Origin of the sequence: Pseudomonas sp. A34-9 (assembly GCF_029543085.1) — a bacterium.
In the GTDB taxonomy this organism is placed as follows: Bacteria; Pseudomonadota; Gammaproteobacteria; order Pseudomonadales; family Pseudomonadaceae; genus Aquipseudomonas.
Map to the genome: position 1 here is coordinate 4303850 of NZ_CP119967.1, position 23677 is coordinate 4327526.

Below are 23677 nucleotides of genomic sequence, written 5' to 3' on the forward strand. Positions count from 1 at the left end.
AAATCGAGTTATGCAGACGATCGCAACCTGACGCATCTGCCTACAAGGAGCACCCACTCCATACAGGCAATGCTGCAAGTTGCGATCCTTTTCTCAGATCCCCGCCAATGCCAGATCCATCGCAAAGTAAGTGAAGATCAGATCCGCACCCGCACGCTTGATCGCGCCCAGGCTCTCACGCACCACACGATCTTCATCAATCGCCCCGGCCTGCGCGCCGAACTTGATCATCGCGTACTCGCCGCTGACCTGATACGCCGCCAGCGGCAGGTTCGAGGCTTCACGGATATCGCGGATGATGTCGAGGTAAGCGCCGGCCGGTTTGACCATCAGTGCGTCTGCGCCTTCCTGTTCATCCAACAGCGATTCGCGCAGGGCTTCGCGGCGGTTCATCGGGTTCATCTGATAGCTTTTGCGGTCGCCCTTCAGCGCGCTGCCACCGGCCTCGCGGAACGGGCCATACAGCGCCGAGGCGAATTTGGTCGAGTACGCCATGATCGGAATCTGGGTGAACCCGGCCGCATCCAGCGCCTGGCGAATCGCCCGCACTTGTCCATCCATCGCTGCCGATGGCGCAATCACGTCAGCACCGGCGCGGGCCGCCGCCACGGCTTGTTTGCCGAGGTTGATCAGGGTCTGGTCGTTGTCGACTTCATGGTTGTGCATCACGCCGCAGTGGCCATGATCGGTGTATTCGCAAAAGCAGGTGTCGGACATCACGATCATTTCCGGCACGGCGTCCTTGGCGATGCGCGACATGCGCGAGACCAGGCCATTCTCGCGCCAGGTGTCGCTGCCGTTGCTGTCCAGATGATGCGACACGCCGAAGGTCATCACCGACTTCACACCGGCGCGAGCATAGCGCTCGATTTCGCTGGCCAGTTTGCGCTCGGGAATACGCATCACCCCGGGCATGCTCTTGATCGGCACGAAGTCATCGATCTCTTCTTCGACGAAGATCGGCAGCACCAGATCGTTGAGCGAAAACTCGGTTTCCTGGAACAGGCTGCGCAGGCTCGCATTGCGGCGCAGACGGCGTGGACGTGCTTCGGGGAACTGACTGGACATGGGGCCTTTCCTGAAAACGGCAGATGAGACGAAAGTCGTAGGGGGCGAAGCTTATGCCTTGCGGGGGGCGGGGTACAAACCTGGATCAATCAAGAGTGCATTACCGGGGGTGCAATAATCCCTGTGAAACAACAAATCCCCTGTAGGAGCTGCCGAAGGCTGCGATCTTTTGATCTTGCCTTTAAAAATCAACATCAAAAGATCGCAGCCTTCGGCAGCTCCTACAGGGGTTTAGTGTTGAGTCAAGAAGGAATGGTCAGGCCCCGGATGACAGCCGGACGCGCAAGGAAACGCTCAAGCACGCGGGTAACATTCGGGAAGTTCTGAATGCCTACCAGATCACCGGCCTCATAAAACCCGATCAAGTTGCGCACCCACGGGAACGTGGCGATATCGGCAATGGTGTAGCGTTCGCCCATGATCCAGTCACGGCCCTCGAGCCGACCGTCGAGCACTTTGAGCAGACGTTTGCTTTCGTCGACATAACGATCACGCGGACGCTTGTCCTCGTAGTCCTTGCCGGCGAATTTGTTGAAGAAACCCAGTTGGCCGAACATCGGGCCGATGCCGCCCATCTGGAACATCAGCCACTGCAGGGTTTCGTAGCGATGCGCGCCTTCCTGTGCGAGCAACTGGCCGCTCTTGTCGGCCAGATAAATCAGAATCGCACCGGATTCGAACAGCGGCAGCGGCTTATCTTCGGGACCATGGGGATCGAGAATCGCCGGGATCTTGTTGTTCGGGTTCAACGAGAGGAACTCCGGCGACAACTGATCATTGCTGTCGAAAGCGACCTTGTGCGGCTCGTATGGCAGGCCGATTTCTTCGAGCATGATCGAGACTTTGACGCCGTTGGGCGTCGGCAAGGAATAGAGCTGAATCCAGTCAGGGTACTGCGCCGGCCATTTCTGGGTAATCCGGAACGCGGACAGATCGGTCATGGGAAGCATCCAGTCACAAATTAAAGGCTGATCATAATGTAGGCGCTGCCAAAGGCTGCGATCTTTTGATTTTGACCTTTAAGCAAGATCAAAAGATCGCAGCCTTCGGCAGCGCCTACAGGAACCGTAACATTCAGTGATTAATCTCCTCCGCAAGCCGATCCTGGTTGCCGTTAGAGTGCCGCGCACGCTTGCGGATCGAACCAAAAGGGCCTCAGGGGACTCTGAGCTATGCCTTGGTTGCAGTGGAAGCCGTTGACGACATGGAAAACACCCGGTGCTGGGAGCGCGCGGTGTAAAGGTTTGTCAGCCTTAACCGAATTTGCTGAAGAACCTTTTATTTCATGACGATCCTTATGCGATTCGCCAAACGTTTCAAACACCGCGCGTATGTGGCCCTTCCCTCCCTGCTGGCCGTCAGTGCGCTGTTCCTGTCGCTGGAGTCCAGCGAAAGCCGCGCGCAACCGGTGGACGGCACCCAGACGCTGGTGTTCCTGCGTCACGCAGAGAAACCCGAAGGCGGGCTCGGCCAGCTCAACTGTCAGGGTTTGAACCGCGCCATCGAGCTGTCGACGCTGCTGCCGGAAAAATTCGGCAAAGCCGATTACGTGTTCGCCGCCAATCCGACGCGCAATGTTGAGGAAGGTGAGCTGGACAACTCCTACAGCTACATCCGCCCGCTGATGACCATCAGCCCCGCCGCGATCAAGCTCGGCCTGCCGGTGAACATCGAGTTCTCGGCCAACGACACCAGCGATCTGGCCCGCGAACTGCTGGAAGACAAGTATCACAACTCGACGATTTACACCGCGTGGTCCCACGGCTATCTGCCGGAGTTGATCAACAAGGTGGCGGGCAAAGCGGTCGGCGAGAAACAGAACATCACCGAGGATTGGGCGGGCAACGATTTTGACTCGCTGTACGTGCTGACGCTGACCTGGCACAACGGCAAGGCCAGTCTGCAGAGCCACAGCTACAAGCAGGGGCTGGATCATGGCAAGGAAACCTGCCCGACCTGAGTCTTGTGTGGCCTGACGCGGCCCCTTCGCGAGCAGGCTCGCTCCCACATTGGATCTTCATTGAACACAAATGATGTGCCTGACTCCGATTCCTGTGGGAGCGAGCCTGCTCGCGAAGAGGCCAGCCGCAACAACCTCAAACCTTCTGATTCACCCGCTCACGCAAATACTCCAGCACCGCCCCGCGCTCCCCGGCAAACTCGATCCGCCCGCCTTTCTTCTCGCGCTGAAACACATACATCGGGTCGTAATACTCACGCAGCAACCCTTCGATCCAGCCGCGATGCAAATCCACCGCGCCGCTTCGCCCCTGCTCGATCAACGCCTCTTCCATCAACAACAGCATTCGCCGATGACGCTCGCCACCGAGGCGCTTTTGCACATTGTTGAGGCTTTCCAGCAGGCGTTCAGAGAACAACGTAAAGCCCTCCTCGCCGTGCACCGCAGCAAACTCCGCTGACAGATCCACCACATAATCACGCAGGATCCGCGCCACGCGATCGTCAAAACCGTCTTCCAGCCAGACCATCGGGTACTGCTGCATGCCCTGATACAGCGGCAGCGGCAAGGCGCAACTGCCGACCACCCGGCTCTCGTCCTCCAGCACAAACTGGGTGATACCCGCGTCGCGCTTCTTGAGAATATCGATGGCCAGGCGATTTTCGAAATCGATGTTCGACGGCTGCCCGGTGGCGCGCTTGCCGAAGCTTGAGCCGCGATGGTTGGCGTGACCTTCAAGGTCCAGGCCGTTTTGCAGTTGTACCAGCACCTCGGTCTTGCCGGTGCCGGTCATGCCGCCCAGCAAGACGAAATCACATTGCGTGATGGCCTGCTCAAGGGTGTCGATGAGGAAGTTGCGCATCGCCTTGTAACCACCGCCGACACGCGGATAGTCGATGCCGGCCTCGTCACGCAGCCACTGCTGAGTGATTTGCGAACGCAGCCCCCCTCGAAAACAATAGATATACCCATCAGGATGGGCCCGGGCGAAATCGGCCCAGGCCTGGATGCGCTCGGCCTTCACCACGCCGGACACCAGTTGATGGCCCAACTCGATGGCAGCCTGCTGCCCGTGCTGCTTGTAGCAGGTGCCGATTTTCTGCCGTTCAACGTCGTTCATCAGCGGCAGATTGATCACGCCGGGGAACGCGCCTTTATGAAACTCGACCGGCGCGCGGGCATCCATCAGCGGCCGGTCGTTGAGAAAAATGTCACGGTAGTCGGTGCAGTCGCGGAGCATCAAATCACCTCGACTGCGTTTGTCTGTCGCTCAACCAGCTCGCCGATTGGCGCAAGGCTCAGACCCAGTTCGGCGGCGACGGCAAGGAACTCGTCATTGCCCTCGGGGGTGACGGCGATCAACAAACCACCGCTGGTTTGCGGGTCACAGAGCACGCGTTTATGCAGTTCCTGCACGCGGCCGACCTTGCTCGCATAGCTGTCGAAATTGCGCAGCGTACCGCCGGGCACACAGCCTTGATCGAGGTAATACTCGACGCTGTCCAGACGCGGCACGCGGTCGTAAGCGATGCGCGCGGTGAGCTGGCTGCCGTCCGCCATTTCCACCAGATGCCCGAGCAGACCGAAACCGGTGACGTCAGTCATCGCCGTCACGCCAGCGAGTTTGCCGAAACGGCTGCCGGGTTTGTTCAGGGTGCACATCCAGTCGCGGGCCACGCCGACATCGGCGGCGCGCAACTTGCCCTTCTTCTCGGCAGTGGTGAGGATGCCGATGCCCAGCGGTTTGGTCAGGTACAACAGGCAACCGGCGGTGGCGGTGTCGTTGCGCTTCATGTGGCGCTTTTCGACCAGCCCGGTAACGGCGAGGCCGAAGATCGGTTCCGGCGCATCAATCGAATGCCCGCCGGCCAGAGGAATGCCCGCCGCGTCGCACACGGCACGGCCGCCGCGAATCACTTCACGCGCCACTTCCGGCGCCAGCACATTGACCGGCCAGCCGAGAATGGCGATGGCCATCAATGGATCGCCACCCATCGCGTAGATGTCGCTGATCGCGTTGGTCGCGGCGATGCGGCCGAAGTCGAACGGGTCGTCGACGATCGGCATGAAAAAGTCCGTGGTCGAGACCACACCGCGCTCGGCATCGACCTCATACACCGCCGCGTCATCACGCGAGGCGTTGCCGACCCACAGTTTCGGATCAAGATTCTGCGCGCCGCTGCCGGCCAGAATCACTTCCAGCACCTGCGGGGAAATTTTGCAGCCGCAACCGGCGCCGTGGCTGTATTGGGTCAGACGGATGGGCTCGCTCATGGGGAGTCTCAGGCTGTGGAATGGGACCGATTCTAGCAGAGCACGAGGCAGCAGTTTTTCGATCGTTCCCACGCTCCACGTGGGAATGCACACCGGGACGCGGAGTCTCTAGAGGCGTTCCCACGCAGAGCGTGGGAATGAGCAGCTTGAGGCAAGGCAAAAAAAAACCGCCCTTGCGGGCGGCTAAAAGTGCTTCGACCCTAAATCAGAAGCCCAGGCTGAAGCTGATGGTCATCGCATGGTCGTTGCTGTCGTTCGACAGTTGCCCCGAGTAGCCGACGCCGAGTTTGCCGGTCGGGCTGATCTGGAAGTCGACACCTGCTTCAACAATGGCGCTGTCCTTGGCGATCGGCACACCTTGCGTGCTGAACGAGGCGCCGCCATCGATGAAGGTCAGGTCGGCATCAGGCTTGGTGTCGCCGAAGGCATGGCGCCAGCCGATGGCCGCGCGCGGGGTGAACTGCCCGCCGTTGGCCAGGGTGATGACTTTGCCGGCGCGCACGCCGAGGGTCGAGAAGGTGATGTCTTGATCGGCATCCGCTTCCAGGCGCCCTACTCCGCCTTTCTCCCTGGCTTTGTCGGTGTCGTAGTTGACGTACGCCAGACCGGCGAACGGCTCAAGGGCAATGCCGGCAGCGTCGATGGTGTAACCGACCTCACCGAACACTTGCGCGCTGCGCGCATCGTAATTGGCCTTCAGGCGATCGTTGTAGCTGCCAACGCTGACGTTGCGTTTGGTCTCGATGTCGTGCCAGCTGTAAGCCGCGCCGAGGCGCACCGCCAGTGCATCGAACTGCGAGTTGAGGTACGCCGCCAGGTGGTAGCTTTCAACGGTGGCGTCCGAGCGACGGTCATGGGCGTCGAGGTCGCTGCGGGTGTAACCGGCGGCCATGCCCACGCGCCACTGGTCATCGAGTTGCTTGTCAGTGCCGAGCATGAAGCCGCTGAGGTTACGGTCGAGTTTCGCCGCATTGCTGTCGCCATCCGACTCACCCCAGGCACCGAGTGCCCGGGCCCAGCCGACCATTTCGCCGTGGCAACCATTACTGCTCAATTGGTTGTCACTTGGCGCCAGGGCACGGCGTGGATCATCCGCCGCGCTGCACGCCGGTTGGCGCATGCGATCGTTGACCGCGTCACGGACATAACGCGAATCCTCGAGAATGGCGCTGGCGGTGCTGGCGTGAATCTCACCCGACAGGCTGTCGAAGGCATTGCGCGCACCGGCGACACTGAGGTTGACGATCTGGCTCTGCAACGCTGCACCCGCCGGACCGTTGTTCGACAGTGCGGTGGCGGTCCTGAACTGGTTGCCGGTGGCGGCGACATCGGCGAAGGAATTGCCGTTGCGGTTGACCACCAGATTGACCGCGTTGGCGTCGTACACCAGAGCGCTGTCGAGGAACGCGTATTGCGGCAGGTCTGCAGCACTGAAGGTGCCATTCACACCGCCGCCCGCCGTAATCAGCGAATACGTAGTGTTACCGGTGAACGGCGCCAGCGAGTTGACTTGCAGGCCACCGCCCAGGGTCGCTGTGCCACCGACTGCCAGCGGTGTCGCGGTAGGCGAACTGACGGTCAGCGCCAGCACACCATCCGAGGCGTTGGTCAGGTTACCGGCCACGCTCAGGGTTCCGGCGTCGGCGCCGGAAGCCACCACACCATGGTTGATCACCGAACCGACGCTGCCATTACCGCTCAGCCCTGCACCGTTGGCCACGGTAACTTGCGCGCCCAGCGAAGCTCGCGCGGCGCGGCTGCCGACTTGCAGTACACCTTGATCGACCGACACGGTACCGCTGAACGGATTATCACCGGTCAACAGCAACGTCCCGCTGCCACGTTTGGCCATCGCCCCGAGACCGCTGAGGATCCCGTTGAACTGACCATTGGCGTTCTGCTGGAACACCAGCGTGGCGTTGTCGAGGATGTTGCCTTGCAGGCTGGTGGTGTTACCGATCAGCGTACCGCCGCTGACTGTGGTGCCACCGCTGTAGGTGTTGGCACCGCTCAACACCAACGTGCCGGAATCAAGCTTTTCGATACCCCCCGTGCCCACCAGTGGCGTGGAAATTTCCGCACTCGCGCCGGCATTGACCCGCACCGGTGCAAGGCTGCCGTCGGCGCCATTGACCGGCGTCAGCGTACCGCCAGCCCCCGGAACCAGGCTGTAGCCGCCGGAGAGGAATTGCAAACCGGTGAAGTTCTGATTGCCCTGCACGGTAACCGTACCCGCCTGACCACCGAACACCGCGAACTGACCATTGGCTGCCAGGGCCTGAGTACCGCTCGGATCGGTCCAGTTGGTGCCAGGGCCCCACACGCCGCTGCCGCCACCGATGCTGCCGTCCGGGTTGGTGGTGCCACCGTTCCAGAACTGCACCTCACCCGGCGTGCCTTGCACCAGCAGGTTGATCTGGTTGGCGATAGCCGTTTGCAGCGTCAGATTGGCCGCCGACACCGGCAGGCTGCCATACACCAGACCGTTGTCGGTCAGGCTGCCGCCGTAGCGGAACAGTTGATAAACGCCAGTGCCGAAACCGCCGGCATTGCTGATGTTCAGCGTACCGTCGAGGGTCAGGTTACCGGCGACATTGACCACCGTGTTCGAGCTGGTCGCCGCGCCGAGGCTGAAGTCCAGGTTGGTCCCCGAGGACAGCGCCAGCGAACCGACTGACAACGGCGTTGCCGTACCGCCACCGGCCAGCGTCGCACCGCTGGCCAGTTGCACGGCGCCGCCGAGTTGGCCGCCACCGCCGATGCCCGCGCCGCTGGCAACGTTGACGTTGGCGCTGTTGAGCGCGCCGTTGACGATCAGGTTGCCGGCCTGCACCGAGGTGTTGCCAGTGAAGGTGTTGTTGCCGGTCAGCAACAATTGCCCGTTGCCGGTTTTGTTCAGCGTGCCGGCGCCGGTGAGGTTGCCGGTGTAGCTGCCGTCGGCATTTTGCTCGAAGGTCAGCGTCGCGTTGTTGACGATCGCACCTTGCAGGCTGCTGGTGTCACCGCGCGTCGTGCCGCCGTTCAGTGTGGTGCCGCCGCTGTAGGTGTTGGCGCCACTGAGGACGAGATCGCCGCTACCGTTTTTCACCAGGCTGCCGGCGCCGGTCACGGCACCGATCAGCGTGGTGTTCTGGTTACCGGCGAGGGTCAGTTGCCCGCCGAGGTTGATGGCGTTGGCCAGTTGCAACGCCGAGGTGCTGTCGAGGGTGCCATTACCGGTCACGTTGAGCGCACCGCTGCTGATCGCACTGTTGTTGCCGAGGATCAGCGAACCGCCGGCCAGTTGCGTGCCGCCGCTGTAAGTGTTGCTGCCGTTGAGGGTCAGGCTCGATGCGCCGGCCTTGATCAGGCTGCCACTGCCGCTGACCACGCCGTTGAGGGTCAAGGTGTTGGAACCGGCAACGGTCAAGCCACCGTTGAGCAGTACATCGTTGCTCAGGCTGACGGCCGCATTGCTGTCCAGCGCGGTGCCATTGGCGGCGGTCAATACACCGGTGCCGAGCGCCGCGTTGTTGCCAACCACGATCTTGCCGCCATTGAGCGCCGTGCCGCCGGTGTAGCCGTTGGCCGCGTTGAGCACCAGCGTACCGCTGTCGTATTTGCCCAGCGTGCCGCTGCCGTTGAGCGCAACGCCGAGGGTTGCCGTGGCATTCGGGTCAACCCGCACCGTGGCATTGCCCAGCGAACCGTTGACCAGGTTCAGCGCACCCGCCGTGCCGTTCACCAGGCTGTAACCGTCGGTGACGAACTGCATGCCGGTGATGGTTTGTGCGCCGTTGACGGTGACCGTGCCGGCCGCGCCCTGGAACACCGCAAAGTTATTGGTCCAGGCTTGGTTGGTGGTGCCGTTGACGTCGGTCCAGTTGGTGGTGCCGGTGCCCCAGGTGCCACTGCCGCCGTCGACCGAACCATTGGCCACCAGTTGGTTGCCGTCCCAGAACTGCACGGTGACGCCCGGTGCGGTGACCAGCAGGTTGATCTGATTGGCCAGCGCGGTTTGCAGGGTCAGATCGCCCGGCGTCACGCTGCCCGGCACGGCGCCGATCAACATGCCGTTGTCGGTCAGGCCACCGGTGTAGTTGATCAGGCGATACACGCCGCTGCCGAACCCGCCGATGTCGCTGACATTCAGGGTGCCGTCGAGGGTCAGGTTGCCGCCGACACTGACCAGCGCATTGCCGCCGGACACCGGGGTGCCGAGGCCGACGTCGAAGTTCGAGTTGCCGCTGAACACCAGCGAATCCACCGACAGGGTGCTGCCGGTGACGCCCGCCAGATGACCGCCATCCGCCACCGTCACGGCACCGGTCAACGTACCGCTGCCACCGAGGGTGCCGCCGCTGTTGACCAGCACGTTGCCGCTGGCCAGTGAGCCGTTGACCTGCAGCGTGCCGGCGTTGACGTTGGTGTCACCGGTCAGGTCGCTGATGCCGCTGAGGATCAGGGTGCCCGTGCCGAGTTTGCTCAAGCCGCCATCACCGCTGAGTATGCCGGCAAAGGTGCTGCTGACGTTGTTGCCACCGAGGCTCAGCGTATTACCGGTGCCGATCAGCGCAGTACCGTTGCCGGTAAGGCTGGCGAGGCTGCCGGAAGCACCGAGATTCAACGCCGCGCCCGCCGCGAGATTGACCGTGGCGTTGTTGCCCAGCGCCCCGCCACTCAGCGTGGTCAGGCTGCCGGACGCCACATCGAAGGTGCCGCTGAAGGTGTTGCTGCCGCTCAGGGTCACGTCGGACAGACCGTTCTTGGTCAACGTGCCGGCGCCGGCGATGATGCCGCCGAGTGTCAGGTTATTGTTGCCGGCCAGAGCCAGATTGGCATTGACGTTGAGGTTGTTGGCCAGCACCAGTGGTGCGGAATTGTCGAGGGTCGCAGCGCCGGCCACGGTCAGCGCGCCGCTGCCCAGAGAGCCGCCAGTGCCAAGGGTCAGCGTGCCGGCATTCAGCGTAGTTCCGCCCGAGTAGGTATTGATGCCGTTGAGCGTCAGGTTCGACGCGCCGTTTTTGATCAAGCCAGCCGCGCCGCTGACTACCCCGGCGAGGGTCAGGTTGTTGCTGCCGGTGTTGCTCAGATTGGCGTTGAGTACGACGTTGTTGCCCAGGCTCAGCGCGCTGTTGCTGTCCAGCGCCGAGGCGCCGGCTACGGTGAGATTGCCCAGACCCAGCGCCGAGTTGCTGCCGGCGGTCAGCGTGCCGGCGTTCAGGGTGGTGCCACCGAGGAAGTTGTTATTGCCGCTGAGGGTCAGGTTGCCTGCGCCGTTTTTGCTCAGGCTGCCGGCGCCGTTGACCGTACCGGCCAGGGTCAGGTCCGCCGTGCCGCCAATGCCGAGATTGCCGGCCAGATTTACCGCGTTGTTCACCGACACCGCCGTGCTCGCATCCAGCGTGGTGCCGCCCGCCGCGTTCAACGTGGCGGAACCCAGCGCCGAGTTCGACGCCAGAATCAGGCCACCGGCGTTCAAGGCTACCGGGCCGAGGAAGGCGTTGTTGCCGCCGAGGGTCAGGTTGGCCGCGCCGTTTTTGATCAGGCCACCGGTGCCGCCAATCACGCCGTTGAGGGTCAGCGCATTGCTGCCGACCACGGTGAGGTTGCCATTGAGCGTCGCGGCGTTAGCCAGAGTCACCGCCGCGTTGCTGTCGAGTTGCGTGCCGGCATTGGCGGTTAACGTGCCGGTGCCGAGCGCGGTGTTGCTGCCGACGATAATCTTGCCGCCGTCCAGTTGCGTACCGCCGGTGTAAGCGTTGGCACCGCCGAGCACCAAGGTGCCTGCGTCGAGTTTATTGAGAATGCCGCTGCCATTGATATTGGCATTGATGGTCGCCGTCACGCCCGGATCAACGCGCAATGCAGCGGTGCCGCCCGTGCCGTTGACTGCCGTGAGTTGCCCCGCCGCACCGTTGACCACGTTGTAGCCATCGGTAAGGAATTGCATGCCGGTGAACGCTTGCGTGCCGTTCACCGTCACGGTGCCGGCGGTGCCCTGGAACACCGCGAAATCGCCGGCCCACGGCTGATTGACCAGACCGTTGGCATCGGTCCAGTTGGTGCCGACTGCGTTCCAGGTGCCGCTGCCGCCATCGACCACGCCGTTGGCGATGGTCTGGCTGCCGTCCCAGTAACGGATGTTGACGTTCGGCGCCGACACTTGAATGTTGATCTGATTGGCCACGCCGGTCTGCACCAACAGGTCGCCGAGGCCATAACCGACCGGCACGCTGGCGACATCAAGACCGAGATTAGTCAGGGCGCCGGTGTAGTTGAACAGGCGATACACACCAACGCCGAAACCGCCGGCATCGCTGACGTTGAGATTGCCGTCGAGGGTAAGGTTGCCGCCGACATTCATCAGCGACGCGGTCGACGGTGTGCCCAGTGCCACATCGACGTTGCTGCCGGCAGCGAGGGTCAGCGCGCTGGCGGACAGTTGGTTGCCCGACGACAACGCCAGATGACCGCCACTGTTGACGTTGACGCTACCAATCGCCGAACCGGTGCCGGTGAGGGTACCGCCGGTGTTGACGTTGACCTGTGCACTGGCCAGCGAACCGCTGAGGTCGACGATACCGCCATTGATCGCGGTGTTGCCGGTGATGCCGTTGATCCCGGTGAGGTTCAAGGTGCCGGTACCGACTTTGACCAGGCCGCCGCTGCCGCTGAGATCGCCGTCAAACGTACTGGTGACATTGCCGCTGCCGACGGTGAGGGTGTTGCTGCCGGTCAGTTGCACACTGCCGCTGCCGGTCAGCGCGCCGAGGCTGGCGTCGCTGCCCAGATTCAGCCCGGCGCCGGCGCTGATGTTGACGCCGGAGGTGTTGCCCAGCGCATTGGTGTTGAGCGTGGTGACGCTGCCGGACACGATGTTCAGCGCACCGGTGAAGGTGTTGTTGCCGGCCAGAGTCAGATCCGACAGGCCGTTTTTGCTCAGGCTGCCGGCACCGTCGATGATGCCGTTCAAACTCAAATCGTTGTTGCCGGCGACGGTCAACCCGGCGTTCAGCGTGATTGCATTGCCGATGCCGAACGAGGCGCTGTTATCCAGAGTCGCCGCACCGCCGACGATCAATCCGCCACTGCCCAGACCGTTGGCATTGCCCAAGGTCAGCGTGCCGGCGTTGAGCGTGGTGCCGCCGCTGAAGGTGTTGTTGCCATTGACAGTCAGGTTAGCGGCGCCGTTTTTGATCAACTGGCCCGTGCCACTGGTGACGCCGCCGAGGGTCAGGTTCTGCGTACCGCCCACGGTCAGCGCGGCATTCAGGGCGACATCGTTGTTGAGGCTGACCAGCGGCGAATTGCTGTCCAGCGTGGCGGCGCCCGCGACAGTCAGCGCACCGGAGCCCAGCGCCGAACTGTTGCCAACGGTCAGGGTGCCGGCATTCAGCGTGGTGCCGCCGAGGTAGGTGTTGGCGGCGTTGAGAATCAGATTGGCCGTGCCGTTTTTCACCAGACTGCCGGCGCCACTGACCAGACCGGTCAGCGTCATATCCGCCGTGCCGCCGATGTTCAAGGCACCGGCGAGTGCCACGGCATTGTTCAGGCTGACGGCCGTGTTGGCGTCCAGCGTGGTGTTGGCTGCCGCGTTCAACGTACCGGAACCCAGCGCGGTGTTGCTGCCGACGGTCAGTTTGCCGGTGTTCAGTGCGGTGTTGCCAAAATACGTGTTGGCGCCGTTGAGGGTCAGATCGGCAGCGCCGTTCTTGGTCAGTCCACCGATACCGGCGACTACGCCGCCCAAGGTCAGCGCGTTGCTGCCGCCCAAGGTCAGGGTGCCGCCGAGGTTGACGTTATTGGCCAGCGTCGCGGCGGTGCTGGCATCAAGGGTGGTGCCGTTCGAGGCGTTGAGTGTGCCGGTCCCGAGGGCGGTGCTGGAACCGACAATCAATGAACCGGCATTCAGCGCCGTGGTGCCGGTGTAGGTGTTGTTGCCGTTGAGAGTCAGGCTCGATGCGCCGGTCTTGATCAAGCCGTTGCCGCCGCTGATCACCCCGCCGAGGGTCAGCGCGTTGGCGCCGCCAGCGGTGAGGTTGGCGTTGAGAATCACGTTGTTGTTCAGCGTCACGGCCGAACTGCTGTTGAGCGTGCCCGCACCTTCCACCGACAAGGCGCCGGTGCCCAGTGCGGCGCCGTTACCGACCGTGAGGCTGCCGGCATTCAGCGTGGTGCCGCCGCTGTAGGTGTTGGTGCCGGTCAGGGTTAGATTGGCGGTGCCGTTTTTCACCAGTTGGCTGGCGCCGCTGATTACCCCGCCGAGGGTCAGCGCGTTGCTGCCGCCGATCGCCAGGCTGTTGTTGAGAATGACGGCGTTGTTCAGGGTTACCGCTGCATTGCTGTCGAGGGTAGCCACGCCACCGACGGTGATGTTGCCACTGCCCAGTGCCGCGTTGGCGCCAGCGGTGATCGTACCGGCATTGAGCGCGATGGCACCGAGGAAGGTATTGGTGCCATTGAGTATCAGGTTGGCCGCGCCGTTTTTGGTCAGCCCGCCACTGCCGCTGACAATTCCGCCCAGGGTCAGGTTGGCGCTGCCGCCGACAGTCAGGTTACCGCCGAGGGACACTGCGTTGCTCAGTGCAACCGCGGTGCTGGCGTCGAGGGTGGTGCCTGCCGCCGTGGTCAAGGCACCCGTCCCCAACGCGGTGTTGGAACCGACAATCAGCGTACCTGCGTTGAGCGCGGTACCGCCGGAGAAGGTGTTGTTGCCGCTGAGGCTGAGGTTGGCGGTGCCATTCTTGATCAGGTTACCGGCGCCGCTGACGACGCCGCTCAAGCCCAATGCCTGCGTGCCGCCGAGGGTTAACCCCCCGGTCACTGCGATGGCATTGGCCAAGGTTACCGCCGCCGTCGCATCCAGTGTGGTTCCGGCGGCGGTACTCAGTGCGCCGGTACCCAGCGCGGTATTGCTGCCCACCAAAAGGCTGCCGGCATTGAGCAACGTGTTGCCGCTGTTGCTGTTGTTGCCAGTCAGGGTCAGGCTGGCACTGCCGCTTTTGGTAATGCCGCCGGTGCCGCTCAACACGCCACCGAGTGTCAGGGCATTGCTGCCAAGCACATTGAGCGCGCCAGTCATCGCGATGTTGTTGGCGAGGGTGACGCTGGTGGTGCTGTCCAGGCTGGTGCCGGCGGCGGTATTCAGCGCGCCGCTGCCCAGCGAATTGTTGTTGGTCACCAGCAGGCTGCCGGCGCTCAGGGTGGTGGTGCCGGTGAAACCCGTGTTCGCGCCGCTGACGGTCAGGCTGCCGCTGCCGGTTTTGGTCAGGCCACTGCTGCCGCTGATCAAACCGCCGAGGGTCAGTGCGCCCGTGCCGCCGGCCGTCAAGGTGCCGCCGAGGCTGATGGCGTTGGCCAGGCTGATGGTGCCCGGCGCGCTTAGCGTCGTCGCGCCGGTCACGTTGAGGGTGCCGGTACTGAACGCCTGATTGTTGCTCACCTGCACCGTGCCGCCATTGAGCGTGGTGTTGCCCAGATAGGTGTTGGCGGCACTGAGGTTAAGCTGGCCGGTACCGGCCTTGGTAAAACCGCCGCTGCCGGAAATCACCCCGCTCAGGGTGGTGGCATTAGTGCCTTGCACCGTGACGCCGCCAGCGCCGAGGGAAATCAGGTTGGCGATGTTCAACCCGGCATTGCTGGCCTGCAGAATCCCGCCGTTGGACGTGAGCACGCCGCTGCCGAACGTGGCGTTGTTGTTGAACTGGGCGATACCGCCATTGAGCGTGGTCGCGCCGCTGACCAGTGGCCCCTGCAAGGTCCAGGTGCCGCTGTTGAGGGTCAGGTTGTTGAAGTTGACGTAGGTGGCGCTCGACGCCGTGCCAGCCCCGGTGATACCACCGCCGACGCCGCTGGGGTTTTGCAGGATCAGGCTGTTGGTACCGCCCGCGCCGCCATCGACCGTACCGGTCGGGGCGAATGTCAGGTTGATGCCGATCAGTCCGCCGAGGCCGACGCTGACCTGCACGCCGTCACCGACCTGCACCGAAGAACCGGTCACCGCCGTGAAGGTGTTGGTGCTCGCTGCGCCCATCGACACACCGCCGGTAATCGCACCGGCGTTGGTGAAGGTGTTGCCTGCCGCCGACGTTTCGAACGCGATCCGGCCGTTGATCACACCGGTGCTGCTGTTGGTCATGTTGACCTGCGAGCCGCCGTAGACGCCGACTACCGGGGTATCGGCCAAGGTGATGCCACCCACGGAAAGCCCGGTTGAGGTAATGGTGCCGTTGTTGGTGATGCTGGTGGTGCCGGCTGCGGCATTGTTTACCGCAATGCCGAGACCATCGACGCTGGTCAGATTAAGCCCGAGCAACATGCCCGTACCACGAATAATCCCGCTGGCGTTGTTGAGCACACTGACCGTGCTCGTCGCACCGGTGCCAATGAATGCACCACCGCTCAACACTGAGACCAGGCCGAGCAGCGCCGGGTCGATAGTCCCGGAGTTGTTCAGGGAGATGTTCACCCCGGTCAGGTCCACCACATGGCCGCCGAGGGTCGCGTTCATCTGTGCGCCGCTGTTGACGTTGACCGTCAGGCCGTTGGTGGCACTGGAGAAATTGTTCAGAAACAGCGGCAGCGACGGCACACCGGTACAGGTCACTGTCGATCCTGCCGTGGAGCACGTGGCATAGGCAGGCGTGCTGATCCCGCCGAACAACAGCCCGGCAACGCTCAGATGCACAGCAAGGGAAAGTGGGGAAAAACGCGATACGAGGGCTACTGCAAACCTTGCTTCCACGGGCTACTCCTTGTCGTGGCCAATTTCTTCCTTGAAGGCGTGCAAAGCCGTGCTTATTCCACACGCGACTCAAGACTGCGACGGTCATCACAAAACCGTTGATTGGGGACAAAGCTAGTAGACGCCCCGCGATGGGGCACTGATTAAATGGTGTTAATACTTTAAGACTAGGCCCTTCTAAACCGGGGCTTTCAGCCAATAAACACAAGGCTTTGAACACGCCACAGGCCCCTGTAGGAGCTGCGGCACGCTGCGATCCTTTGATCTTTATCTTTAAAGCAAAATCAAAAGATCGCAGCGTGCCGCAGCTCCTACAGGTGTACTTGGTACGGCTTGTGCAAACGTTTGCGAACCGTCAATCCCGGCATTTTCCCGACAAACCCCTATAGGTCCGCAGAATCCGGGCCTCGATCCGCAAAAAAGGACTTTGAATGCACTCCGCTTCTTCGCTTCGCGCCCCGTTTGCGCGCACGTTTGCTGTTTCCCTGCTACTGACCGGCGTTACCGGACTTCTCAGCCACAACGCTGTGGCGCAACCGGCAACCAAAGAAGAATCCGCCCAGGGCGAAGCCCTCAGCCCCGAAGCCAGCCCGCCGAAAAAAGGTGCGTACCTGTCGGACTGGTACAACCAGGACCTGATGCTGATCGGCAGCAAAGACATCAGCTTCGGCCCGCAACCGGCCGATGACATCTACCTGGAGTACGAGTACTTCGGCCGCAAAGGCCCGTTCGAACTCTACGGCTACATCGACATTCCGAAGATCTTCAACATCGGCAACAGCCACGACAAAGGCGTATGGGATCACGGCTCGCCGGTGTTCATGGAACACGAACCGCGCATCTCCATCGACTACCTCGCCGGCCGCAGTCTGGCCATCGGCCCGTTCAAGGAATGGTATGTAGCGTTCGACTGGATCTACGATCACGGCAGCCGCAAAGAGAATCGCGCCAACACCCTCTACAGCGGTTTTGGCACCGACATCGACACCCATTCGCGGGTCAATCTGTCGGCCAACCTGTACGGTCGCTATCAATGGGAAAACTACGGCGCCAGCAACGAATATTCCTGGGACGGCTATCGCGCGCAGCTGAAGTACATCGTGCCCATCGACAAATTCAGCAACGGCGCGTCGCTGACTTACATCGGTTTTACCAACTTCGATTTCGGCTCGGACATCCACAAGGACAACCCGGCGCGCACCGCCAACGCGACGGTGGCAACCAACGTCTTGCTCTACTCCTTCACCCACTTGCGCTTCACTTTGGTCGGCCGTTACTTCCACAACGGCGGCAACTGGGAAGACGGCAGCGAGCTGAATTTTGGCGATGGCAATTTCCGCGCGCGTTCCAACGGCTGGGGTTACTACGCCGGCGTCGGTTATCAGTTCTGATTCGAGGAGTTTTTCATGCCAGCAATGATGCGTTTGACCCTGGCCGGCGCGGCCCTGCTCTCTTCCACCGCGTGGGCTGCCGAGGCACCGATCCAACCGAAAGTCGTGCTGATCACCATGTTCGCCCCCGAGGCGCAACACTGGATTGATCGCCTGGAACTGAAGCAGGAAATCCGCGTACCGGGCCTGTCCGCCGAGTACCCGAGCATCCGCTGCAACGCGCAGCAGGTGTGCCTGCTGACCACCGGCATGGGCCAGACCAACGCTGCCGCTTCGACATTGGCGTTGGCGCTGTCGCCGAAATTCGACCTGCGTAAAAGCTACTTCCTGATCGCCGGCATTGCCGGGATCAGCCCGAAACACGGGACCATCGGCACCGCCGCGTGGGCGCATTATCTGGTGGAATTCGGCACGCAATGGGAGATCGATTCGCGCGATGCGCCATCAAGCTGGCCGACCGGGTATCTGGGCATCAACACCAAGGGGCCAAACGAAAAACCGCCGCTGGACTACAAGACCGAAGTCTTTGAACTCAACCCGAAGTTGCAGGCCAAGGCCTTCGCCCTGAGCCACAAGGTCGAACTGAGCGAGAGCAAGGAATCGGCAGCGTGGCGCCTGAAATATCCTTCGGCACCGGCCAATCAGCCACCGGTGGTCACTCGCTGCGACACGTTAGCGGGCAACACCTGGTTCTCCGGCACGCGTCTGAGCGAACGGGCCGAGGTCTGGACCCGATTGCTGACCGACAACAAGGGTGAATACTGCACGACGCAGCAGGAAGACAACTCGACCTATGAGGCCCTGCTGCGCGCCAGTCGCGAAGGTCTGGTCGATGTGCAACGCCTGGCCGTGGTGCGCGCCGGCTCCGATTTCGACCGTCCTGAACCGGGCGGCAGTGAAGTGGACAACCTGCTCAAGTACGCCGATCAGGGCGGTTTCGTGCCGGCGCTGGAGAACCTGTATCGCGCGGGCAATCCGCTGGTGCAGGACATCCTGAAAAACTGGTCGGCATGGGAAAACGACGTCCCGCAATCCTGAGCCCAACACAAATCAACTGTAGGAGTGAGCCTGCTCGCGATAGCGGTGTGTCAGTTTAATCATGAGTGACTGACACACCGCTATCGCGAGCAGGCTCACTCCTACAGGGGTTTTGCGGAGGGTCAGGGGATGAGGATGACCTTGTCACCGCTGCCCTGATTCACATCGGCGTAGCGCGCAAGCCCCTCAGCCAACGGTGCCTCGACCAACCCTTGCGGCAACGGCAACAACCCTTCATCAAAGAACCGCCCGAACTGCTCGAGCATCGCCGCACAGGCTTCAACGCCATACAACAATGAATTGATCCCGACCACCGAACCGCCCTTGCGATACAAGGCCAGTGCCGGCAATTGCACATGCCCGTCCACCGGTGCCGCGATGATCGCGATCCGGCCGAAAGTGGCCAATGCCGCCACCGACGCCGGCAACCAGAAACCGGTGGTGTCGAAGATCACATCGGCACCGCCGCGATACACCGCGTTGACCTGCGCGCCGAGGTCTTCGGGCTTATCCAGTTGAATCGTCTGATAACCCTGCGCTTGCAGCTCCGCCACCTGCTCAGGGCGCCGCGCCGCTGCCAGCAACTGCGCGCCACGCACCTTCGCCAGCGCCAATGCTGCGGTGGCCACCGCTCCGCCGCCGATCACCAGCAAACGTGTGTCGGCCGTCACCAGACTGCGTTCCAGCGCATCCCACGCCGTGGTGTACGGCACGCCGAGGCTGGCGGCCTGGGTGAAACTCAGGTGCGACGGTTTGTGCGCCACGCCGTTGGCTGGCAGTTTGACGAATTGCGCATGAGTACCGTCGGCGAAAAAGCCCAGCTCACGGCCGGTGCCCCAGACTTCCTGACCGATCAACGCTTGCGGACCTTCGACGACGACACCCGCAAAATCGCGACCGGGAATCCGTGGCAGCGTGGTGTAGGGAAAACGTCCAAGCACGTTCTTCACGTCGCTGGGGTTCAGGCCGGCAGCCTTGATCTGCACAAGTACTTCGTTCGCGCCTGGAACGGGAGTCGCCACGTCAACGAAGCGCAGGGAAGACAGGTCGCCGGTTTTATCGAATTGCAGTGCTTTCATGGGGACATCCACCGAAGGAAAAGAGGAAATTCAGGACAACCAACCCGCAACCAGCTGTCGGCCCATCGGCCACAACTGCTCGCCGGCCAACATGCCGAGCAAACCGACCAGCGCGATGGCCGGTGGCGCCGGAGAACGGAAGTCGAGCGCGCCATACAACAGGCCGACGCCGAGGCCGATGGCCAGTGAAATCAGGTAGTTCATGGGAGAACTCCGCCGCGTGGGAATGGGCAGAGTCTAGGGAAAGCCTGCAAACGGTACCGGCCAAGGACTTCTGATTTTCGGCCAAACCTCAGGTAATGCATTCCCCTGTAGGAGCTGCCGAAGGCTGCGATCTTTTGATCTTGTCTTGCAAAAACAAAGTCAAAAGATCGCAGCCTTCGGCAGCTCCTACGGGGTTTGCGTTCAGGCAGTGGTGAATTGCGAGGGGGCGACACCCAGCTCCCGGCGAAACATGTCGCTGAAGCTGCTGGGCGAATAGCCGAGTTCGCGGGCGATCACACTCACCGCCACGCCCTGAATCAACTCCGCCACCGCCGTCGCCAGTTGCACCTGCCGCCGCCACTCGGCGAAGCCCATACCGAGGCTGTCTTTGAACAACCGCGCCAGGGTGCGCACGCTGGCTCCGGCATTTTCCGCATGCTGCTCGAACGAAATCTCCAGCGACGGCGCCGCCATCACTGCCTGGCACACGTTCATCAGACGCCGGTCGGAGTCATCCGGCAGCGGGATCTTCAGCTGCGAACGCCTTGCGCGTTTGAGCTCCAGCAACGCCAACCCGACCAGCGCCTCGTAGTAAGCCGGTTCCCCACTGTCGCCCTGCTCCACCAGCCCGACAATCAACTCGCGCAGCAACCCACCGACTTCGATCACCTGCACCGTCTGATCCAGCGTCGCCGCCAGTGCCGGGCGCAGGTAGATATTGCGCATCTGCAAATCCGACACCACCCGAATCCCGTGCGGCACACCCGGCGGCAACCACACCGCCCGCTGCGGCGGCACCACCAGCGCTTCGTGCGGCGTCTCGACCCACATCACCCCGCTCATCGCATACAGCAACTGCCCCCAGACATGCTCGTGCGGCTCGATAAACAACCCACGCGGGTAGGTGCGCGCCAGCGGTTGCACGGGCACATCGGTATCACTCAGATCAGGGGGTGCGGCAAGGGCCATGGCGAGCAATCATTGGGCTTGGCGGAAGCGCCATGGTAACCAGTGCGCCGTTTCGTCGCCAACGGTAGAAACCGTCGGACAATCCGAGTGAATTTTCCACGCCCACCGCGATCCCTCTATTACCACAGGGAGGAATACGGGCTTTATGAACAACGCAAAACTCTATGTCATCGAATACACCCTTCACGGCACGCCCAAGTCCTTCATTATCCGCTCGGACAAAATGGACAACGCCGAGGCGTGGCACTGGGCGAGCTGCGATGCCGGCGTCGGCCGCATCCCGCGCTTCGGCCGTGAAAAAGTGCAGAAGACCAGCAAACCGATGGCGGAAAAATTCGGCGTGGAAAACGTCGTGTGGCGACCGACCAGCTAAGCTCGGCTGGCGATCGGCATCATTCGGGGGAATGCACCATGAGCAACATCATCAGCCCGGCGCACCTGGACTACGGCCTCGATACGCTGTTTGGGCGGATCACCAAAAGCGCGGACTGCCGCGTTGGCCTGGAGGCGGTCAAAGATGACCCGTTTCGCTTTGCCCTGCGCGTGCCGGCACCGCTGCCGGAAGGCCTCGATCAGGCGAAAACCGTGGTGGTCAGGGTTGACGGGCGAAGGCTGCAAGGTACGGTGCGGCATGCGGAGCGGCTGGATGATGAGAGCCTGAAACTGGAAGTGGAGCCTGATTAGGCTCCACTGTTTTTATGCGTCGCTTGTCATCCGTGGGCGCACTTACAGCCCTTGGTTGCACATTCCTCGCCACTCTTGTGGTGGTGAGCGCAGGCTTCACAGCAATAGTGTTTGCCGTGCACGGCGTAAGCATGTTCGCCTTCCTTGATCGTGCACTTGCATCCGGGGCAATCGCATTTTCTATCAGGCATGGGACAGACTCCTTGGGTGGTGGTTGTCTGGGGCTTGAAGGGCAAGCCTTAAGAACCAGTGTAGGAGCTGGCGCAGATCTTTTGATTTTGTTTGGGGTTGGGGTTTGGGTTTGGGGGGCATATCCGTTGCTGCGGGTGTTGCCGCTGGCGGTTTCGCTCTTACAGCGACTCACTTTTCCAAACGCCGAAAAGTAAGCAAAAGGCTTTGCCCCTGGCGTACGGCACTTCGCTGAGGCTCAGTGTCCCCTCGCTACGGTGTCCATCCGGGGGCATCGCCTACGGTTTGCTTCGCTGCACCTCCTCTCGATGTGTTCGACTTCGTCGAACGGTGCTGCGCGCCTACCCCCGGATGAACACCTCCGCTCGGCCTGCCGATGGGGCAAAAGATCAAAAGCCAAAGCAAGATCAAGAGCCAGATCAAGAGCCCCTCACCCTAGCCCTCTCCCCGAGGGAGAGGGGACTGACCGAGGTGTTTGGGCGGGCGACGCCGACGTGAAATACCGAGTCGAACTCAGGTTTTGAAAATCCCGAAAATCGGCTCCCTCTCCTTGGGGAGAGGGCTGGGGTGAGGGGCAAATCCACCACAAAACCAAAGCCGACCACGCTGTGCTCCTCACCACTCAACAGGATGAGCGTTAGCTCGGCTGAGCTCTTGATCTGTAAGGCGACGTCGGAAGGCTGAGCGGAGGGATTGATCCGGGCGTGGGAGCGCAGCGACCGTTTGGCGCAGCCAAACACAGCGAGAGGAGGTGCAGCGAAGCAAACCGTAGGCGCTGCGCCCGGATCGATCCCGCAGCGAAGGAACCCCGAGCCCCAGCGAGCGGGCCGCACGCAGGAGCATGAACGGGACAACCACATAGGTAACAGTTAAGTTCAGGCACATGGGTAACACCTGATCACTTATTTTTGATTACTTTGAGCGTCAGATAACCATCCTTAGCGTCTCGTTCATCAACACGTCCCAGTAGAACAGGCCCAAAGATGATGTCCCAAACACCCTCGCTGATGCTCTCCAATCCGACTATCTGATGTTTCAGGACATAGCCCACATAGATTCTGAGCCTTCCTTTGTTCACTACGCCGTTGGAGTCCGTTCGGTATGCCTCAACATGGCTGGGGTATTTCATCTCCGGCAACTTTCTCGGAAATACCCGTGAAGAGCTGATGTAGCAAGAGGCCGGGGTTTTCTGCCCCAATGCCTCATGAAAACGCTCATGATTATAGTGCTGCATGAACAGATCAAAATGCTTCTGCTGAGCTCCCCACTCAATTTCCGGCGGTCTTGGCAATGTACTTTTAAGCGTGCGGTGCATGCGTTCATGCCGTCCGTTTTGCTCAGGTCGCCCAGGTTGAGTCCGCTCATGAATGATGCCTAGACGAGCCCACCAAATGGATAATTGTGATAACCCCGCACGCCCGCCGCTGGCAAAAGGGACACCGTTATCAGTGCGGATCCGCTCAGGCATCCCATACGTCTTAAATAACCGTTCGAAGGTGGCTTTGGCGTCCTTGAAAGTCGTGCTCGGCATACTTTCACAAGCCAGTAAAAATCGACTGGCGTGATCCATTACCGTCAACGGGTAACACCAGACACCGTCTCCTGTCAGGTATTGGCCTTTGTAATCAGCGCTCCAGAGCTGATTAGGAAGGTCGGCTTTCTGGAGTGGTTTTGGATAGACAGCGACACGCTGACGCAACCGTCGAGACACCACTAGCCCCGCTTTTTTAAGCACGTTGTAGATCGTGGTTTTGGAGGGCGGCGGCTGATCTGGAAACCGCTCTTGCAGGGCTGTCTGGATCTTTTTCGGGCCCGGCGTGGTTTGACCTTGGCGCCGCAGCTCAAGAATGGCTTCTTTGACCGCAAACGGCACAGCCTGTGCTTGAGAATGACGCTTGCGACTGCACTCCGCCAAGCCATTGATGCTGTCCGCGTTGTAGCGGGCCACCCACTTGTAGCCAGTCTTGCGACTGATGCTGTGAGCCGCACAGAGTTGACTGAAGTTGAGCCGACCGGACAGATAGTCGGCGATGAACATCACTTTAAGGTCCATAGGTTTCAGCTCTCGCCACGGCATGGTCAGATCCTCGGAATC

General features: G+C 61.6%; 15 protein-coding genes. 5 read left to right on the forward strand and 10 right to left on the reverse strand.

What is annotated here, in order from left to right; translation table 11 throughout:
- Positions 1-93: 93 nt before the first annotated feature.
- Complete coding sequence (hemB, locus tag P3G59_RS19155; protein ID WP_095051006.1) at positions 94-1068, reverse strand: porphobilinogen synthase; 975 nt, start codon at positions 1066-1068, stop codon at positions 94-96.
- 242 nt (positions 1069-1310) lie between these two features.
- Positions 1311-2009: a glutathione binding-like protein gene (locus P3G59_RS19160; protein WP_277758539.1), complete on the reverse strand. Its 699-nt coding sequence runs from the start codon at positions 2007-2009 to the stop codon at positions 1311-1313.
- 344 nt (positions 2010-2353) lie between these two features.
- Here P3G59_RS19160 and P3G59_RS19165 point away from each other — a divergent pair, with 344 nt between their 5' ends.
- Entirely contained in the window at positions 2354-3028 is a 675-nt protein-coding gene (locus P3G59_RS19165) for a histidine phosphatase family protein (protein ID WP_277758540.1), read from the forward strand.
- Between the two features lie 136 nt (positions 3029-3164).
- On the opposite strand, the gene mnmH is transcribed toward P3G59_RS19165, so the two are convergent.
- The 3 genes from mnmH to P3G59_RS19180 form a co-directional block, all read right to left on the reverse strand.
- A complete protein-coding gene (gene mnmH, locus P3G59_RS19170; protein ID WP_277758541.1) occupies positions 3165-4268 on the reverse strand; it encodes a tRNA 2-selenouridine(34) synthase MnmH in 1104 nt (367 codons plus the stop codon).
- A complete protein-coding gene (gene selD / locus P3G59_RS19175) occupies positions 4268-5302 on the reverse strand; it encodes a selenide, water dikinase SelD (protein ID WP_277758542.1) in 1035 nt (344 codons plus the stop codon). The genes mnmH and selD overlap by 1 nt, the downstream gene beginning before the upstream one ends.
- 205 nt (positions 5303-5507) lie before the next feature.
- Entirely contained in the window at positions 5508-16028 is a 10521-nt protein-coding gene (locus P3G59_RS19180; protein ID WP_277758543.1) for an autotransporter-associated beta strand repeat-containing protein, read from the reverse strand.
- Between the two features lie 431 nt (positions 16029-16459).
- Here P3G59_RS19180 and P3G59_RS19185 point away from each other — a divergent pair, with 431 nt between their 5' ends.
- Positions 16460-17419, forward strand: a complete 960-nt coding sequence (locus P3G59_RS19185) for a nucleoside-specific channel-forming protein Tsx (RefSeq protein WP_277758544.1) — start codon at positions 16460-16462, stop codon at positions 17417-17419.
- A 15-nt stretch (positions 17420-17434) separates the two neighbouring features.
- On the forward strand, positions 17435-18457 hold the full coding sequence (locus tag P3G59_RS19190) for a purine nucleoside permease (protein WP_277758545.1): 1023 nt from the start codon (positions 17435-17437) through the stop codon (positions 18455-18457).
- Between the two features lie 122 nt (positions 18458-18579).
- Here P3G59_RS19190 and P3G59_RS19195 read toward each other — a convergent pair whose 3' ends face one another.
- The 3 genes from P3G59_RS19195 to P3G59_RS19205 form a co-directional block, all read right to left on the reverse strand.
- Positions 18580-19536 (reverse strand): zinc-binding alcohol dehydrogenase family protein, encoded by a 957-nt coding sequence (locus tag P3G59_RS19195; protein ID WP_277758546.1) that lies wholly within the window; start codon positions 19534-19536, stop codon positions 18580-18582.
- Between the two features lie 30 nt (positions 19537-19566).
- Complete coding sequence (locus P3G59_RS19200) at positions 19567-19740, reverse strand: DUF1427 family protein (protein ID WP_007969534.1); 174 nt, start codon at positions 19738-19740, stop codon at positions 19567-19569.
- 201 nt (positions 19741-19941) lie between these two features.
- Positions 19942-20709, reverse strand: coding sequence for a helix-turn-helix transcriptional regulator (locus P3G59_RS19205; RefSeq protein ID WP_277758547.1), 768 nt, complete (start codon positions 20707-20709; stop codon positions 19942-19944).
- A 145-nt stretch (positions 20710-20854) separates the two neighbouring features.
- On the opposite strand from P3G59_RS19205, the gene P3G59_RS19210 reads away from it, so the two are divergent.
- Together P3G59_RS19210 and P3G59_RS19215 are read left to right on the forward strand one after the other, a co-directional pair.
- Entirely contained in the window at positions 20855-21082 is a 228-nt protein-coding gene (locus P3G59_RS19210; protein WP_008081484.1) for a DUF6555 family protein, read from the forward strand.
- Between the two features lie 38 nt (positions 21083-21120).
- A complete protein-coding gene (locus P3G59_RS19215) occupies positions 21121-21393 on the forward strand; it encodes a hypothetical protein (RefSeq protein WP_277758548.1) in 273 nt (90 codons plus the stop codon).
- 26 nt (positions 21394-21419) lie between these two features.
- On the opposite strand, the gene P3G59_RS19220 is transcribed toward P3G59_RS19215, so the two are convergent.
- The gene (locus tag P3G59_RS19220) at positions 21420-21584 is read right to left on the reverse strand and encodes a metallothionein (protein WP_277758549.1); all 165 of its coding nucleotides are present in this window, start codon (positions 21582-21584) and stop codon (positions 21420-21422) included.
- A gap of 896 nt (positions 21585-22480) precedes the next feature.
- A complete protein-coding gene (locus tag P3G59_RS19225) occupies positions 22481-23659 on the reverse strand; it encodes an IS481 family transposase (protein WP_277758418.1) in 1179 nt (392 codons plus the stop codon).
- Positions 23660-23677 lie beyond the last annotated feature (18 nt).